We start from the raw sequence: 16,322 nt of genomic DNA, 5'->3' as shown, positions 1-16,322 counted from the left end.
GGGTGGTGGACCTTTCTCTGGATCTGAGCGAGCCCCACAGCCACCTGGTCCATGTCTGCCTTCGCTGCACGCCGACCACGCCGGTGCTGCGGCTGCGCCTGCCCGCCTGGACTCCGGGCTCCTATCTGATCCGCGACTACGCCCGCCACCTCGAAGGCCTGGAGATTCGCCAGGGCGATCAGCGGCTGCTGCCGAGCCGCATCGACCCCTCCGGCTGGCGGCTGGAGCTGCCCTCCGGGGAGCCATTGGAGATCCGCTATCGGGTGCTGGCCGCCGACCTGACCGTGCGCACCTGTCACCTCGATGGCGACCACGGTTTTCTGGCCCTCGCGGCCCTGGTGCTGGAGGTGGAGGGGGAGCGCTGGGCTCCCCATCGCCTCAGCCTCTGCTTGCCGGAGGGATGGCGGCCCTTCGTGCCGCTGCCGCTTCAGGCCGATGGCAGCTGGCTGGCCAGAGATTTTGATCAGCTGCTGGACACCCCGGTGGAAGTGGGCCCCCACCGGGAGCACCACTTCAGCGTGGCTGGCGTGCCCCACCGCTGGGTCTGCTGGGATGCCATGGCGGCGGCGGCGGCGGATGGCCTGCTCATGGCCCGGCCCACGCTGTTGCAGGACCTGGCGGCGGTGTGTGAGGCCTGCTGCCGGCTGATGGGTGAGCCGGTTCCCGCGGCTCCCGATTATCTGTTTGTGTTGCACCTACTCGATCAGGGCTACGGCGGCCTGGAGCACGACACCTCCACGGTGCTGCAGTTCTCCCACCAGAGCCTGCGCAAGCCCGAGGGATACCGCCAGTTGCTGCAACTGGCGGCCCATGAATACCTGCACCAATGGAATGTGCGCCGGCTCCGGCCTGCGGCCCTCTGTCCGATCGATTACCACAGTCCGGTGATTGTGTCCGGCCTGTGGTTCGCCGAAGGGGTCACCAGTTATTTCGACCAACTGCTGCCCCATCTGGCTGGCTTATCAAGCGAAGATGATGTGATCGAGGATTTCGGCACTGATCTCAACCGATACCTGCTCACTCCGGGGCGTTTCCATGGTCAGAGCCTGCGTCAGAGCTCTGAGGAGGCCTGGGTGAAGCTCTACCGGCGGGAGGCCAACAGCGACGATAGTCAGATCAGCTATTACCTCAAAGGAGCGATCCTCTCCTTGGTGCTGGATCTGGAATTGCGCCGCGCGGGATCGTGCCTGGCCCAGGTGCTGCGTGATCTTTGGGCCAGCTTTGGCCGCTGGGGCCGGGGCTACCGGGAGCACGATCTGCTTGAGGCCTTCACGGCCCGATCGCCCGCTCTGGCCGATCGCCTGCCGGCCTGGCTGGATGGTTTTGAAGACCCTGATCTGCCCGCCTATCTCCAGGATGTGGGGCTGAGGCTGGAGCCGCAGCGAGCCCAGGCCCCCCACCTGGGTCTGAAGGCCTCACTGCAGGCAGGAGGGGCTCTGGAGGTGGTTCGGGTGCTGCGGAGTGGTCCCGCCCAGCGGGCTGGTGTGGTGCTGGGAGATGAACTGATCGCCCTTGACGGGCTGCGTCTGCGCAAGCCCGAAGACCTGAGCACGCTGCTGCAGGCCGATCAGCGCCAGAGCCTCACCATCTGCCGGCGGGGGCACCTGCGCAGCCTGGCCATCACCGCGGCGCCGCCGGCGATCGAGCGCTGGCGGCTGCTGCTGGATCCAGCCGCTGGCCCAGGGGAGCTGGAGCGCCGCCGCCAGTGGCTGGGAGTGGTGCCGTGTTGAGCGGCCTGCTGCAGCGCCTGCGCGCCCATCCCCTGGCCCTGGGTCTGCTGGGAGCCGGGGCGGTTCTGGGGCTCGGGGGCCTGGGCTGGCTGGCCCGCGATCTCAGCGCCAGCTCCGAGGCCGCCAGCCGTCCGTCGTTGCTGCAATTGCTGGAGCAGGTCACCCAGCCCAGCCCCTCCCGTCAGCTGCCACCGCGCCGGCCCGCGCCCCCGCCGCCGCCTCGGCCGGCCTGGGTCAGCCCGATGGCCCGTCAGTGCGTTGACCTCGATCCGCGCCTGCGCCAGCGGCTGGAAGGGGAGCTCTCCGCGCTGTCCGTGCGCCGGCAACGCCTCACCATCGACCCCAGCAACTACGGGGTGCGCTTCAAGAGCGATGCCTTCGGCAATCCGGTCGATCCCACTCCCCAGGTGGTGGTCCTGCACGAAACGGTGTTTGGCATCGGCTCAGCCCTGAGCACCTTCCAGACCCCCCACCCCAGGGATGAGGATCAGGTGAGCTATCACACCCTGATCGGTCTTGACGGCCAGGTGATCGATGTGCTCGATCCCAGCCAACGGGCTTTCGGTGCCGGCAACTCCGCCTTCAATGGTCGCTGGGTGGTCACCAATCCGCGGGTGGGCGGATCGATCAACAACTTCGCCTTGCACATCAGCCTGGAAACCCCCCTGGATGGGGAAGACAACGACAGTGGCCACAGCGGCTACAGCGGCAAGCAGTACGACGCCCTGGCCCTGGTCCTCGCCGACTGGATGGGCCGCTTCCCGATCCCTGCCGACCACATCACCACCCACCGTCAGGTGGACCTGGGCGGGGAGCGCGCAGATCCACGCAGCTTTGACTGGTCTGAGCTCGAGAGCCGGCTGGCCGCGCTCGGTCAGCTCTGTTGAGGCGCAGGCCTGGCCTCAGATCAATGGCCAGCCAGCTTCAGATCAGCGGCGAGAGCTGCGGCTTGCGCTCCGAATAGATCAGGGCATGCAGCTCAGGGTCCTGCATGTAGCTGAGAATGCGGGCGGGGTAATCGAGCTTGCCGTTGTGCAGGTAGGCGAGGGTGGCCAGCGCCTTGGCATCGCGGGGGCTGCGGCTGGCCTGCAGTTGCCGGTCTGTGGGCAGATCCAGAGCTCGGATCAGGCGGGCAAACTTGCCCACCAGCAGGGTGACGTTGCGATCAGGATCCAGCAACTCCAGCCGTGCGGCCTGAATCTGTTCGTCGGTGGGTTCTGCAGGGAGCAGCCCCTGATGGATCAGTTCGCCGATGCCGAGCTGGGCGGGCCCATGGGTGCTGAACAAGCCTGACTGGGCCGCCAGGGGTAGGTCTTCGCCAGGTTTGGCATGCTGAATCTCATCAAAGAGAACGGCGGCCACCAGCATCGGATTGATCTGGTGGCGGCGGCTCTCCTGCAGGATCGTGGGCCTCAGCTCCTCGAGCCGCTCCACGGTGCGGGCCCGCAGCGGGGTCAGTTGATCCAGCCCACGGGTGAACAACTGGGCCAGAGGAGCCTGGGGGCCGTGCACGCCGAAGCGGCGCTGCAGCTCCTTCAACTCCTCCGGAGTGAAGTCGATCGGATCGGGCCGCTGCCCTTCACTGGTCAGGCCATCCGGATCGCTGCTGTCGGTGCTGAGGCTGGCGGTGAGGCCAGGTTCGGTGAGCAATGAGGAGCTGGTGATGGCCCGCTCGGGAGAGCCTGAGGACAGGCACAGCAGTGAGACAGCGGCGGCGAGGGACACGGCCCAGCGCTTCGATCCGCCCCCGGCGGAGAACGAAACCATGGGAGGACGTGTCGTCAAACAGTCAGACCAAATCGAAAATTTCTTGAAGATTAACGGTTCGCATTGAACAATCCAGCTTTCGGGGTCGTTTGTGTTTCTGTCCCCACCAAACCGCCTGTTCTGCCCCGCTTCGGTGTGGCCTTGCGCCCCTGCGCTTCCTTCCGAGACCATCCACGGATAGGTTCAGCCTCGGCAGCTGATTCGTGAAACCCGCCCGTATGACGACGCTTCCGGATTACAGCAGCCATCAGCCGCAGGTGCAGTGGCAGCGCTTCTGTCAAATGCTCTGGCATCACGACGACCTGGGTGTCTGGGTTGATGTCAGCCGCATGGCCCTCAACCAGGCTCACCTGGACGCCCTTGAGCCCGCCTTTGATCAGGCCTTTTCGGCGATGCAGGCTCTGGAGTCGGGTGCGATCGCCAACCCCGACGAGGGGCGTCAGGTGGGCCATTACTGGCTGCGCACCCCTGAATTGGCACCCGATCCGCAGGCGGCCGCCCACATCCAGGCCGAGGTGGAGCGGATCGACACCTTCGGTCAGCAGGTGATCGGAGGCGCGTGCCCGTCGCCCTCGGGCACGCCCTTCACCGATGTGCTCTGGATCGGCATCGGCGGCTCGGGTCTGGGTCCCCTGCTGATCCTGCGTGCGCTCCAGCAGGAGGGGGTGGGGCTGCCGTTCCACTTCTTCGACAACGTCGATCCCCAGGGCATGAGCCGCACCCTCTCGGCCCTCGGTGATCGCCTGCGCACCACTCTGGTGGTGGTGGTGAGCAAGTCGGGGGGGACGCCCGAGCCACGCCTGGGCATGGAGCAGGCCCGGGCCCGGCTGGAGTCCCTCGACGGATCCTGGGCCCGGCAGGCGGTGGCGGTCACCATGGTGGGCTCTGAGTTGGATCAGCTGGCCCAGGCTGAGGGCTGGCTGGCCCGCTTCGACATGTTCGATTGGGTGGGGGGACGCACCAGCATCACCAGCGCCGTCGGTCTGCTGCCGGCGGCGCTGATCGGTGCCGATCTCCATGGGTTCCTGGAAGGGGCGGCCCGGATGGATGCGGCCACCCGCGTGCCCCACCTGCGCTTGAACCCCGCTGCCCTGATGGCGGCGGCCTGGCACGTGGCCGGAGGCGGTGCCGGTGGCCGCGACATGGTGCTGCTCCCCTACCGCGACCGCTTGGAGGTCTTCAGCCGCTACCTGCAACAGCTGGTGATGGAATCGCTGGGCAAGCGCCTTGATCGCGACGGCCGCCAGGTGCATCAGGGGATCGCGGTCTATGGCAACAAGGGCTCCAGCGATCAGCACGCCTACGTGCAGCAGCTCCGCGACGGGGTCGACAATTTTTTCGTCACCTTCATCGAAGCCCTCGATGATCCCGCCGATGTGGCCCCCATCGGCGGGGAGTACCCCGGCGATTTCCTCGACGGATTCCTGCAGGGCACCCGCTCCGCCCTCACTGAGGGTGGTCGCCAGAGCCTTTCGATCAGCCTGCGCCGCTTCGATGCCCGCAGCCTGGGGGCTCTGGTGGGCCTGTTCGAGCGGGCTGTGGGCCTCTACGCCGAACTGGTGAACGTCAACGCCTACGACCAGCCCGGCGTGGAGGCGGGCAAGAAGGCCGCTGCCACGATCCTTGAGCTTCAGGTCCGGGTGGAGGTGTTGCTGGCCGATGGGAAACCCCGCTCAGTGGCCGCGATCCAGGAGGAGCTGCAGCTTCCCAGCCCTGAGGCGGCCTTCTGGATCCTGCGCCACCTCTGCGGCAATGACCGGGGCTATGGCGCCGAGGGCGACTGGGGTGATCCGGCCGGCCTGGTGTTCCGGAAGGTGTGAGCCCCATGGGTGGCCCCTGGCACTGTTGCTAAGTTCCGCTCCTTTGCGGCCATGATCCGTTCCCGCGCTGCGGTGGCCTGGGCGGCAGGCCAGCCCCTGGAGATCACCGAGATCGAGGTGGCTCCACCGGCGGCGGGCGAGGTGCTGCTGCGGGTGGTGGCCAGCGGGGTGTGTCACACCGATGCCTTCACCCTCTCGGGCCAGGACCCTGAGGGGATCTTCCCCGCCGTGCTCGGCCATGAGGGCGGAGCGATCGTGGAGGAGGTGGGAGCCGGCGTGACCTCTGTGGCGGTGGGGGACCACGTGATTCCCCTCTACACACCGGAGTGCCGGGCCTGCAGCTACTGCCTCTCCGGCAAGACCAACCTCTGCCAGGCGATCCGCGGCACCCAGGGTCGGGGCCTGATGCCAGACGGCACCAGCCGCTTCTCCAGGGGTGGCCAGCTGATTCACCATTACATGGGCACCTCCACCTTCTCGGAGTACACCGTGGTGCCCGAGATCGCCGTGGCCCGAATCAGCAAGCAGGCACCGCTGGAGAAGGTGTGCCTGCTCGGCTGCGGCGTCACCACCGGCATCGGCGCGGTGCTCAACACCGCCAAGGTGCAACCCGGTAGCACGGTGGCCGTCTTCGGGCTGGGGGGCATCGGCCTGGCGGTGATCATCGGTGCGGTGATGGCCGGAGCCAGTCGCATCATCGCCATCGACACCAACCCGGAGAAGTTCGCCATCGCCCGGCAGCTGGGTGCCAGCGATTGCCTCGATCCCAGCGCCTTCGACGCCCCGATCCAGGAGGTGGTGATCGATCTCAGCGATGGCGGTGTCGACTACTCCTTCGAGTGCATCGGCAATGTCCAGGTGATGCGGGCGGCCCTGGAGTGCTGCCACAAGGGCTGGGGTGAATCCACGATCATCGGCGTCGCCGGCGCTGGCCAGGAGATCTCCACCCGCCCCTTCCAGTTGGTGACGGGCCGCGTCTGGCGGGGCTCGGCCTTCGGTGGCGTGCGCGGCCGCACGGAACTGCCGGGCTACGTGGAGCGCTTCGAGAGGGGGGAGATTCCGCTCGATACCTTCATCACCCACACCATGCCCCTGGAGGAGATCAACAGGGCCTTTGAGCTGATGCATGCCGGCCAGAGCATCCGCTCGGTGATCCACTTCAACCGCTGATGGCCCCCTCCCCCCCGCCGAGCCCGCTCAGCCCGCTCAGTGAGAACCGCTGCTTCGGTGGGCTGCACCGGCGCTACCGGCACCATTCCGAGGTGCTGGCGTGCGAGATGACCCTGGCGGTGTATCTGCCGCCCCAGGCTCTCTCGGGAGCCGCCGTGCCGGCCTTGTACTGGCTCTCGGGGCTCACCTGCACCGACGAGAACGTCATGCAGAAGGCCGGAGCCCAGCGGCTGGCCGCCAGCCTCGGCCTGGCTCTGATCGCTCCTGACACCAGCCCCCGGGGCCCCGAGGTGCCTGGCGATCCCGATGGGGCCTGGGATTTCGGCCACGGGGCCGGTTTCTATCTCAATGCCAGCGAGGAGCCCTGGTCGCGCCACTACCGCATGCACGACTACGTGGTGGAGGAGCTGCCGGCGCTGCTGGAGCGGCAGTTGCCCCTCAACGGCCGCCGCGGCATCAGCGGCCATTCGATGGGGGGCCATGGCGCCCTGGTCTGTGCCCTGCGTCATCCCGGGCTGTACGAGTCGGTGTCGGCCTTTGCGCCCATCAGCCACCCCAGCCGCTGTCCCTGGGGAGAGAAGGCCTTCGGTCGCTATCTCGGCGCTGATCGCTCCAGCTGGAGGGCCTGGGATGCCTGCGAGCTGATCGCCTCAGCGTCGGAGCGGCTGCCGCTGCTGATTGATCAGGGTCTTGACGATCCCTTTCTGGAGAGCCAGCTGCGGCCGGATGATCTGGAGGCGGCGGCCCGGGACGTGGGCCACCCGCTGCTGCTGAGGCGCCAGCCGGGCTACGACCACAGCTACTTCTTCATCGCCAGCTTCATCGACGACCACCTGCGCCACCACGGCTCGGCACTGCTGGGCGAGGCCCAGGGCAGCGGGTCTAGGGCACCAGGTTGACGAGCTTGCCGGGCACCACGATCACCCGGCGCGGCGCCTGGCCCTCCAGCCACTTGAGGGCGATGTCGCTCTCGAGGGCCAGCCGCTCCAGGGTGGCGGCATCGGCATCGGCGGGCACCTCCAGCTGGCCCCGCACCTTGCCCTTCACCTGGATCACCAGGGGCACGGTGTCCTGGATCAGGGCGCTGGGGTCGGCCACCGGCCAGCGCTGGCTGTGCACGCTGCCGTCTCCACCCAGCCGGTCCCAGAGCTCCTCGGCCAGGTGGGGCGCGAAGGGGGCCAGCAGGATCACCAGGGCGCCCAGGGCTTCGATCGCCACGGCTTCGCCCGCCGTCTCCAGCTGGGGCCCCATGGCGTTGCTGAGCTTCATCAGCTCCGAGACAGCGGTGTTGAACTGGTAGTGGCCGGGGGCGAGGTCGTCGTCGATGGCGGTGATGGCGCCGTGAACGGCCCGGCGCAGGGCCTGTTCAGCCGGGTTGACGGCTTCTGGGGGTGTGCCTGGGCCGCCTGCATGGTTCAGGCGCAGACCGCGGGCCACGGCCCCATCCACCAGCCGCCACAGCCGCTGCAGGAAGCGGAACTGCCCCTCCACATCGGCGTCGTCCCACTCCAGATCCTTCTCCGGAGGCGCCTTGAACAGGATGAACATGCGGGCGGTGTCGGCCCCGTAGCGGTTGATCACCACGGCTGGATCGACGCCGTTGCCCTTCGACTTGGACATCTTCTCGAAGAAGGTGTCGAGACGCTCGCCATCGATCGGATCGCGGGGATCGCTGGGATCGGCCACATCGGCCGGTGCCACGTACTTGCCGGTCTGTGGGTTCTTGTAGGTGATGGCCTGCACCATCCCCTGGGTGAGCAGACGCTGGAAGGGTTCATCGAAGCTGAGCAGGCCCCGGTCGCGCAGCACCTTGGTGAAGAAGCGGGAATAGAGCAGGTGCAGGATCGCGTGCTCGATGCCGCCCACGTACTGATCCACGGGCATCCAGCGGTCGGCCGCGGCGCGCTCGAACGGCAGTTGGGTGTTGTGGGGATCGCTGTAGCGCAGGTAGTACCACGACGAGCAGATGAAGGTGTCCATCGTGTCGGTCTCCCGCCGGGCTGGCTGGCCGCAGCTGGGGCAGGCCACGTTCACCCAGCTCTCCAGCTGAGTCAGGGGTGAGCCGCCCTTGCCGCTGAAGGCCAGATCCCTGGGCAGCTCCACCGGCAGCTGCTCCGCCGGCACCGGCACCACTCCGCAGCTGCCGCAGTGGATCATCGGGATCGGGCAGCCCCAGTAGCGCTGGCGGGAGATCAGCCAGTCGCGCAGGCGATAGCTCACCTTGCCCTCACCCCAGCCGCGCTCTTCGGCCAGGGCCACGATTCCGGCGCGGGCTTCGGCGGCCTCGAGGCCATCGAAGGGTCCGGAGTGCACCAGGCGACCGCCCGCCGTCCAGGCGCCGCCGTCGTAGGCCTGCTCCTGGGCTCCTTCGGGCACGATCACCCGCTTCACCGGCAGCTCGTACTGGCGGGCGAAGACGAAATCACGCTGGTCGTGGGCGGGAACCCCCATCACGGCGCCGCTGCCGTAGTCGGCCAGGACGTAATCGGCGATCCAGAGGGGAATCGCTTCGCCGTTGAAGGGATTGCGCACGCTGGTGCCCAGGGGCACCCCGCGCTTGGGCTGGTCCTCGGCGGTGCGCTCCAGTTCGCTCTGGTCGCTGACCAGATCACAGAAGGCCTCCACCGCCAGGCGCTGCTCGGGGGCAGTGAGGCGGGCCACCAGCGGGTGCTCCGGGGCCAGCACCAGGTAGCTCACCCCGTACACCGTGTCGGGGCGGGTGGTGAAGACCGTGATCGAGTGGTCCGAATCCGCAGCATCCGCAGCTCCGCCGGCGGTTGCGCTGGCGGCTCCTGCCGCCGGGAGGATCGGGAAGTGCAGCTGGGCTCCCACCGAGCGGCCGATCCAGTTCGACTGCATCGTGCGCACCCGCTCCGGCCAGCCATCGAGCTGGTCGAGGTCATCGAGCAGGGCTTCGGCGTAGTCGGTGATGCGCAGAAACCACTGGCGCAACTGTCGCTTCTCCACCTTCGCCCCGGAGCGCCAGGAGCGGCCCTCGCCGTCCACCTGCTCATTGGCCAGCACCGTCTGATCGATCGGATCCCAGTTGACCGTCGCTTCCTTGCGGTAGGCCAGCCCCGCCTCGTGGAACTGGAGGAACAGCCACTGGGTCCAGCGGTAATAGTCGGCGTGGCAGGTGGCCACCTCCCGGTCCCAGTCGATCGAAAGGCCGAGGCGCTGCAGCTGGGAGCGCATCTGGGCGATGTTGGCGTCGGTCCAGTCGCCGGGATCCACGCCCCGCTCGATCGCGGCGTTCTCCGCCGGCAGACCGAAGGCATCCCAGCCCATCGGATGCAGCACCCTGCGGCCACGCAGCCGCTGCACCCGGGCGATCACATCGGTGATCACGTAGTTGCGCACATGGCCCATGTGCAGGTTCCCCGAGGGATAGGGGAACATCGAGAGGGCGTAGAAGGTGTCGTCGCCGCTGCCACTGGCCTCGTCGCCGCCGTCGGTTTCAGGTGTTCGGTGCAGGCCCTGCTCCTGCCAGCGGAGCTGCCAGGCGGCCTCGATCGCCTCGGGGTGGTAGCGGCTGCCCTCCGAGCTGGAGCCGCTGCTGGATCGGGTGTCGGGCTCGGCCATGTTCCGGATTCGGCCGGTTCGCATCAGCCGTTGAGTGCGTGGCTGTGATCGTGCCACAGCCGCCAGGGCGGCTCCGTCTCGGCTCACTCCAGGGCTTGGGCTCACTCCAGGGCTTGGATCGTTTCGAGGGCGGCGCGGCGGATCAGCACCGGCTGCTGGGCATCGGCGGGCCGCAGGGCCAGAAACTCGGGGTCCTGCCAGTCGAGACAGCCTTCAAGCTGCTCGCCGCTGGGGAAGCGGACCCGCAGGGTCGTGCGCTGGCGCACCCAGTTCTGAAGGAGGCGCACCCCGGGCAGGCTGGAATCCAGGTCGTTGGTCTCCATAGGATTCAGGCTATGTGGATCGGGATGAGGGCCGTGCTGGCATTCAGCAAGTACCAGGGGCTGGGCAATGACTTTCTGCTGCTCGACGGGCGCGAGGCCGCCGAGTCCCAGGAGCTGTTCGGCCTCGATCCGGAGCGGGTGCGCTGGATCTGCGACCGGCGTTTCGGCGTGGGCGGTGACGGGGTGATCCTCGTTTTGCCCCCCGAAGGCGACGGGGAACTGCGCATGCGCATCTTCAATGCCGACGGCAGCGAAGCGGAGATGTGTGGCAACGGCATCCGCTGCCTGGCCCGTTTCCTCGCCGACAGCGACGGCGATCCAGCCGGCAGGACCTGGCAGGTGGAGACCATGGCCGGCCGGATGGTGCCCGAACTGCTGAGCGATGGCACGGTGCGCGTTGACATGGGCCAGCCGTTCCTGCTGCCCGAACAGGTGCCCACCACCCTGGCGATCGGCCCGGCCGGTCTGCCCCAGGGGGAGCTGGAGGTGGAGAGGGTCCGCTTCGCGGTGGCCGCCGCAGGCATGGGCAATCCCCACGCGGTGATCCCGGTGGCGGAGCTGGAGACGGTGGACCTGGAGCGCTTCGGCCCCCTGCTGGAGCAGCACCCCGTTTTCCCGGCTCGCACCAATGTCCATTTCGTCCAGGCGCTCAGCTCCGATCATCTGGTGATGCGCGTCTGGGAGCGGGGCGCCGGTCCCACCCTGGCCTGTGGCACCGGTGCCTGCGCCACCCTGGTGGCCTGCCATCGCCTCGGCCTGAGCGCCCGCTCGGCCCGGCTGGATCTGCCCGGTGGCTCCCTCTGGATCGACTGGGACCCGCGCACGAACCATCTGTTCATGACGGGCCCCGCGGAACCGGTGTTCGACGGAGTGCTGGCTCCACCCAGCGCTCCGGCCGCTGCGCCGGAACCGTTTGCAGTGGTGGCGGACGATCAGTTCAGCTGCGCCACGGCCTGCACCGAAGGCTGCCAGCGGCCGGACGCCTGTCCCAGCGCCGAGGCCCGCCGCCGGGTGGAGGTGCTGCTGGAGAGCCGCTCCCTCGATGATCTGGTCTCCATGGCGGCCCAGACCCTGGAAGCCCGCGGTCAGGCCAGGCTCGGCCGCGATGCTGACGGGCCCGAGCGTCCGGTTCCGTGACGCTGGCTGGCGTCCCCGCCGCTGCTGCTCAGCCGCTCTACCTCGATGCCTCGGCTGGTGCTCCCCCGGCCGAGGCGGTGCTGGAGGCCATGGCCGCCGCCACGGCCTGCGCCTGGGCCAACCCCTCCAGCCTGCATGGCTATGGGCTGGCGGCGGCCGACTCGCTCGAACGCAGCCGCCAGACGATCGCCGCCCTGCTCGGTGCTGAGGCCCAGCAGCTCACCTTCTGCTCCGGGGGCACCGAGGCGGCTCACCTGGCGCTGCTGGGGGCCGCCGCGGCCCTGCCCCCCGGCCGGCTGCTGATCTCGGCGGTGGAGCATCCGGCGGTGGAGGCTGCCGCCGCGCGCTTGGTCGGCTCGGGCTGGAGCGTGGAGCGCCTGCCGGTGGATCAGCTGGGCCGACTGCGGCTGGACCGGCTCGAAGCCCTGCTGGAACCCCCCACCCGGTTGGTGTCATTGATCTGGGGTCAGAGCGAGGTGGGCACACTGCAGCCGTTGCAGGCCATCGCTGAGCGCTGTCGTCGGGCCGGCGTGATCCTGCACAGCGACGCCGTGCAGGTGGTGGGCCATCGCCCCATCGACTTCGCGTCGATGCCGCTGGATCTGCTCAGCTTCACCGCCCACAAGCTGGAGGGCCCCAGGGGAATCGGCGCTTTGTTGGTCCGTCCCGGCCTGGAGCTGCGGCCGATGATCGCCGGCGGTGGCCAGGAGGGAGGGCTGCGCTCCGGCACTGAGCCGGTGGTGCTGGCGGCGGGTTTCGCCCAGGCCCTGCAGCTGGCCCAGCGGCGGCTGGAGCAGCACGGCGGCCGCGATCCCCTGGAGCCCTGGCGGGACCAGCTCCGGCAGGCCCTGCAGGCCCTTGGCGGCGTGGAGCTCACTGGCTGCCCGAGCGAGCGCTTGCCCCATCACCTCAGTGTGCTGGTGCGCGACGGGGCCGGCCGCCCCCTGCCCGGCCGCCGCCTGGTGCAGGCCCTCTGGCGCGAGGGCCTGGCGGTGAGCAGCGGCAGTGCCTGCCAGGGGGGACGCGCCGGCGGCAGCCCGGTGCTGCAGGCCATGGGCTACCCGCCCGAGCTGGCGGCCAGCGGTCTGCGTCTGAGCCTGGGGCCCTGGCTGAATGAGGAGCAGCTCCACTCCGTCCCCGCCCGTTTCGAGCGCGCTCGCCGGGCGGTGGCAGCCGCGGAGTTTGGGTAGGGTCGCGAATCTGTGGCGAGATACCGCGTGCTTCCTGCCGATCTGCGCAGCGCCGAAGCTGAGGCCGTGGTGGCCCTCCACCAGGCCCTGAGCGAGAACCCCAACGGTCGCTGGACCATGGAGCTGCGTTTTGAGGGGCTCAAGCTGCTGCCCCTGGCCCTGAGGCTGCTGGCGGCCCTCAACCCCGCTGAGCGCCCGCTGCGCCTGCTCTTTCCCGATGCCGGGGCCGCCGCCCTGGCCCGCCGGGATGCCCCTGACCTGGCTCCCCAGCTGGGTTCCCTGAGCGAACAGCTGCGGCGTCAGGAGCAGGACAGCGATCCCTCCGCCGAGGCTCTGCTGGTGCTGGTGGAGCCGGCCCAGACTGAGTACGAAGAGGTGGAGCGCCTCTGCCAGGCCCACCGCGGCGCCGTGGCGTTGCTGAACGGACGTCTCGAGGATGCCGCCGTGGGCATCGGCAGCGTGGCCCGGGAGCGCCGCCGGGGATTCCTGGCTACCTGGCGGGCGGCCTATGCCCTGTTGCCCCTGGAGAACGGAGCTCTTCGCTTCGCTGCCCCCGGCCCCTGGGAGCTCTACCGCCTGGATCCCGATGGCTACCGCCCAGCCGCCAGCTTCGATCAGAAGCCCGATGCGGAGCAGCAGGCGGAGGCCCTCAGGTCTGAGCAGGGTCCCGATGTGGCGGAGGGCCTGCGGGCCCTCGACCGCTTCATCGGCAGCCTGAACAACTAGAAGTCCCTGGCTTGGCGGCCCCTGAGCCGTCGCTGACCCCCTGGCCGCGGCGGCAAAGCCTCCTTAAAGTTGCGCGTCTGCCCCTTGCCCATGCCCCCCGAGCCCACCCCCGCAGCACCACGCGCTTCCTCCCGCTGGGGTCTGGTCGATGTCGGCGCCGGCGCCGCCGTGCTGCTGGCCGTCGGTGGTGTGCTCTGGAGCCCCAAACTCAGTGGTGCCGTGGCCACCGCCACCGGAGCCCTGCAGCCGGTCACGGTGATTGTCGATGTGCGCGGCATTCCCTCCGCTGATCCTGAAGGGCTGATTGCTGCCGCCCGGGAGGAGGGCAAGGTGAGCATCGTGATCCGCAACCAACCGCACGGCACCGTCAGGCTCAAAGACCTGCAGCGGCTGCAGCGCAGGTTGGTGGCCCTGCAACCCGACGGTAGCGTCGTCACCGCGGAGGATCCGAACCAGGCCCTGGTGGGGTCCCTTGACGCCCGCTTCGTCCTCGAGGGCCAGGGCCGCAAGACCGATGGCGGCGTGGTTTTCGGCAACCAGAACCTCAAGATCGGCGCCCCGGTGGAACTGGAGGGTCGCAACTACCGCCTCAACGGCTCCGTGAGCGGTCTTCTCCTTGGCCAATCCTGAAATGCTGATGATGTCCCCACTCCAATCGCAACCCCAGGCCCACCGCCTCCAGCGCCCGCTGGCCGCTGCCTTCGCCGTGGGCTTCAGCCTGCTGCCGGGCCTGCCGGTGCTGGCCGCCGATCCCCTGGCACGCCTGCCGGGCTCCCCAGCGGCGGCGGGTCTGCCCAGGCTCCAGAGCCAGGTGAGCTGCCCAGCCCTGCAGCAGCGGGTTCAGGCCAGCCTGGGCTCTGAGGCCGGCCTCTGGAGCGTGTCGGTGGCCGATGGCAGCGGCCGTCTGTTGGCCGATGTGAACGGGCTGCAGCCGCGGGTGCCGGCCTCCAACCAGAAGCTGCTGAGCACGGCCTTCGCCCTCGATCGTCTCGGTCCCGACTATCGCCTCACCACCCGTCTCTGGCGGCTGTCGGATGGCACCCTCCGGCTGACCGGCGAGGGTGACCCCGATCTGGCTGTGCCCCAGCTGCAGCGCTTCGCCAAGCTGGCGCTCGGATCCGGTGGTGCCGATGGAGCGCCTCCCAGCCTGGTGCGGCTGCAACTGGCGGAGGAGCCGCCCCAGGCCTGGTGGCCCCAGGGCTGGCATCCAGGTGATCGCGCCTATGCCTATGGCGCTCCGATCACCCGTCTGGCCCTCACCAGCAACGCCATTGACATGGCGGTGTCCAACCCCACCTCCCGCCTGCGCACCCTGCTGAACAGGGAGCTGGTGCGCCAGGGCGGCAAGGCCGTGGAGTTGAGCGTGATCTCCCCCCAGACACCGCTGCCCCAGGACGCGGTGCTGATCCATCAGGAGCCCTCGGCTTCGATGCACAACCTGCTCAGCCTGGCCAACAGCGAAAGCCACAACTTCACCGCCGAAGTGTTGCTGCGCCAGGCCAGTGGCAGCTGGGACCTGGCCGTCAGCCGTCAGGCCGAGATGCAGTGGCTCTACCAGCAGGGCCTACCCATGCAGGGGGTCCAGGTGGCCGATGGCAGTGGCCTGGATCGGGCCAATCGCCTCACCAGTCGCTTCCTCGCCGCCCTGCTGCTCACCATGGGGCAGAACCCCTATGCCGGCTACTACATGGCTTCCATGGCGGTGGCTGGCCAGAGGGGGACCCTGCGCAACCTCTACAAGGGCACCAGCCTGGAGGGCCGCTTCCGCGGCAAGACCGGCACCCTCACCGGCGTGCGCTCCATCAGTGGCGTGCTCAACACCAGTGATGGGCCTCGTTACGTGAGCATGATCTCCAATGGCTCCGGAGCACCGAACACCAGGATCGGCCTGGTGCTCCGGGAGGTGCAGAACGTCAGCCTCTGCCAGCCACCTGCCTGAGCCGTGAGGCCGCGCGCCGGGCGCGGCTGATGGGCACCGCCGCCTGCTCTCCGGCAGGCGGTTGGGCGGTGGTGGACCTCTCGGCGGAGGCGGACACCTCGGTGCTCTGGATGCGCACCAGTTCACGACGGCCGGCCAGCACCACCTTGCTCAGCTCGCCCAGCCGTCCCTCCAATTCGGTGAGCACCTGCTCGGCGTAGCGGTTGGCACCGTCCTGAACCGTGGTGGCCTCCTGGCGGGTGCGGCTGATCAGCGCTTCGCACTGCTGCTGGGTCTGCTGGCGGAACTGCAGGGCGTCGTTGTGCAGGCGCTCGGCTTCGCTCTGGCTTTCGCGCTGGATGCGCAGCCCCTCCTGGCGGATCTTCTCCAGTTCCTGCAGGCTCTGCTGGCGGGAGCGCTCGTGTTGCTCCGCCAACTGGCGCTTCATCTCCACGAAGTCCTGGTCGAGCTGCTGACGCCGCTGCATCGACTCCTGCTCCAGCTGCTGGCGGCGGCTGCTGAACTGCTGCTCGGTCTGGGCCAGACGAGTCTGGTGCTCCTGCTCGGCCTGGGCCACCTGCTGCCGGGCCGAGAGCAGCAGTTGCTCGCACTGCTGGCGCGCCTGTTCGCGCAGCTCGGTGACCTGTCGCTCGGCCTCCTGGCGCACGGCGGCGGAATTGATCAGCTGCTCCCGCTCCTGACGGGCGCGGCCAATGATCTCCTCAGCCTGCTGTCGGGCCTGGGCGATGAAGCTCTCTCGCTGGCGCAGCAACTCCTCGGCCTGGTCCAGCTGGGCGGGTATCGCCTCGCGCACCGCGTCCATCAGCTCGATGGCGTCCTGCTCATTGACAAGGCGGCCACCACTGAATGGAATGCGGCTGCCCTCCAGCACGATTTCTTCGAGCTGGTCGATCTGATCCAGCACGCTGATCCGAGTGTCGGCCATCTCAGCGGGGCAG

General features: G+C 68.8%; 14 protein-coding genes. 10 read left to right on the top strand and 4 right to left on the bottom strand.

All coding sequences use genetic code 11. The features are described 5' to 3' along the window. Positions 1–2: 2 nt before the first annotated feature. Together KQ304_RS13190 and KQ304_RS13185 are read left to right on the top strand one after the other, a co-directional pair. Positions 3–1,730 (top strand): M61 family metallopeptidase, encoded by a 1,728-nt coding sequence (locus tag KQ304_RS13190; protein ID WP_259737519.1) that lies wholly within the window; start codon positions 3–5, stop codon positions 1,728–1,730. After that, positions 1,724–2,617 (top strand): N-acetylmuramoyl-L-alanine amidase, encoded by an 894-nt coding sequence (locus KQ304_RS13185; RefSeq protein WP_259737518.1) that lies wholly within the window; start codon positions 1,724–1,726, stop codon positions 2,615–2,617. The genes KQ304_RS13190 and KQ304_RS13185 overlap by 7 nt, the downstream gene beginning before the upstream one ends. Before the next feature lie 37 nt (positions 2,618–2,654). Here KQ304_RS13185 and KQ304_RS13180 read toward each other — a convergent pair whose 3' ends face one another. Next, complete coding sequence (locus tag KQ304_RS13180; RefSeq protein ID WP_259737517.1) at positions 2,655–3,497, bottom strand: helicase DnaB; 843 nt, start codon at positions 3,495–3,497, stop codon at positions 2,655–2,657. A 218-nt stretch (positions 3,498–3,715) separates the two neighbouring features. Between KQ304_RS13180 and KQ304_RS13175 the strand changes: the two genes are divergently transcribed. Genes KQ304_RS13175 through fghA form a run of 3 tightly spaced genes read left to right on the top strand, consistent with a single transcriptional unit; the run spans position 3,716 to position 7,386 of the window. Next, on the top strand, positions 3,716–5,317 hold the full coding sequence (locus KQ304_RS13175; RefSeq protein ID WP_259737516.1) for a glucose-6-phosphate isomerase: 1,602 nt from the start codon (positions 3,716–3,718) through the stop codon (positions 5,315–5,317). A gap of 51 nt (positions 5,318–5,368) precedes the next feature. Continuing rightward, complete coding sequence (locus KQ304_RS13170) at positions 5,369–6,487, top strand: S-(hydroxymethyl)glutathione dehydrogenase/class III alcohol dehydrogenase (protein ID WP_399229449.1); 1,119 nt, start codon at positions 5,369–5,371, stop codon at positions 6,485–6,487. Continuing rightward, positions 6,487–7,386 carry an S-formylglutathione hydrolase gene (gene fghA, locus KQ304_RS13165; RefSeq protein WP_259737515.1) on the top strand — a complete coding sequence of 300 codons (900 nt, stop codon included), beginning with the start codon at positions 6,487–6,489 and terminating at the stop codon, positions 7,384–7,386. Before KQ304_RS13170 ends, fghA begins: the two co-directional genes overlap by 1 nt. Here fghA and leuS read toward each other — a convergent pair. Together leuS and KQ304_RS13155 are read right to left on the bottom strand one after the other, a co-directional pair. Then, positions 7,370–10,069, bottom strand: coding sequence for a leucine--tRNA ligase (gene leuS, locus KQ304_RS13160; protein WP_259737514.1), 2,700 nt, complete (start codon positions 10,067–10,069; stop codon positions 7,370–7,372). The genes fghA and leuS overlap by 17 nt on opposite strands. Positions 10,070–10,170: 101 nt before the next feature. Next, positions 10,171–10,392 carry an Hfq-related RNA-binding protein gene (locus KQ304_RS13155; protein WP_259737513.1) on the bottom strand — a complete coding sequence of 74 codons (222 nt, stop codon included), beginning with the start codon at positions 10,390–10,392 and terminating at the stop codon, positions 10,171–10,173. 24 nt (positions 10,393–10,416) lie between these two features. On the opposite strand from KQ304_RS13155, the gene dapF reads away from it, so the two are divergent. From dapF to KQ304_RS13130, 5 genes are all read left to right on the top strand, one after another. Beyond that, complete coding sequence (gene dapF, locus KQ304_RS13150) at positions 10,417–11,529, top strand: diaminopimelate epimerase (RefSeq protein ID WP_399229444.1); 1,113 nt, start codon at positions 10,417–10,419, stop codon at positions 11,527–11,529. Further along, positions 11,526–12,719: a cysteine desulfurase family protein gene (locus KQ304_RS13145; RefSeq protein ID WP_259737511.1), complete on the top strand. Its 1,194-nt coding sequence runs from the start codon at positions 11,526–11,528 to the stop codon at positions 12,717–12,719. Before dapF ends, KQ304_RS13145 begins: the two co-directional genes overlap by 4 nt. A gap of 27 nt (positions 12,720–12,746) precedes the next feature. Continuing rightward, complete coding sequence (locus tag KQ304_RS13140) at positions 12,747–13,445, top strand: DUF1995 family protein (protein WP_259737580.1); 699 nt, start codon at positions 12,747–12,749, stop codon at positions 13,443–13,445. Positions 13,446–13,535: 90 nt separating this feature from the next. Further along, complete coding sequence (locus tag KQ304_RS13135; protein ID WP_259737579.1) at positions 13,536–14,075, top strand: DUF4330 domain-containing protein; 540 nt, start codon at positions 13,536–13,538, stop codon at positions 14,073–14,075. Between the two features lie 10 nt (positions 14,076–14,085). Next, positions 14,086–15,384, top strand: a complete 1,299-nt coding sequence (locus KQ304_RS13130; RefSeq protein ID WP_399229441.1) for a D-alanyl-D-alanine carboxypeptidase/D-alanyl-D-alanine-endopeptidase — start codon at positions 14,086–14,088, stop codon at positions 15,382–15,384. On the opposite strand, the gene KQ304_RS13125 is transcribed toward KQ304_RS13130, so the two are convergent. Continuing rightward, positions 15,359–16,309: a hypothetical protein gene (locus tag KQ304_RS13125; protein ID WP_259737509.1), complete on the bottom strand. Its 951-nt coding sequence runs from the start codon at positions 16,307–16,309 to the stop codon at positions 15,359–15,361. The two genes, KQ304_RS13130 and KQ304_RS13125, sit on opposite strands and share 26 nt — an antisense overlap. Positions 16,310–16,322 lie beyond the last annotated feature (13 nt).

It is taken from the genome of Synechococcus sp. CS-1329 (genome assembly GCF_025128055.1).
In the GTDB taxonomy this organism is placed as follows: Bacteria; Cyanobacteriota; Cyanobacteriia; order PCC-6307; family Cyanobiaceae; genus Regnicoccus_A.
The sequence above is the reverse complement of the archived record's forward strand: the minus strand, read 5'-3'. Positions and strand labels throughout refer to the sequence as shown.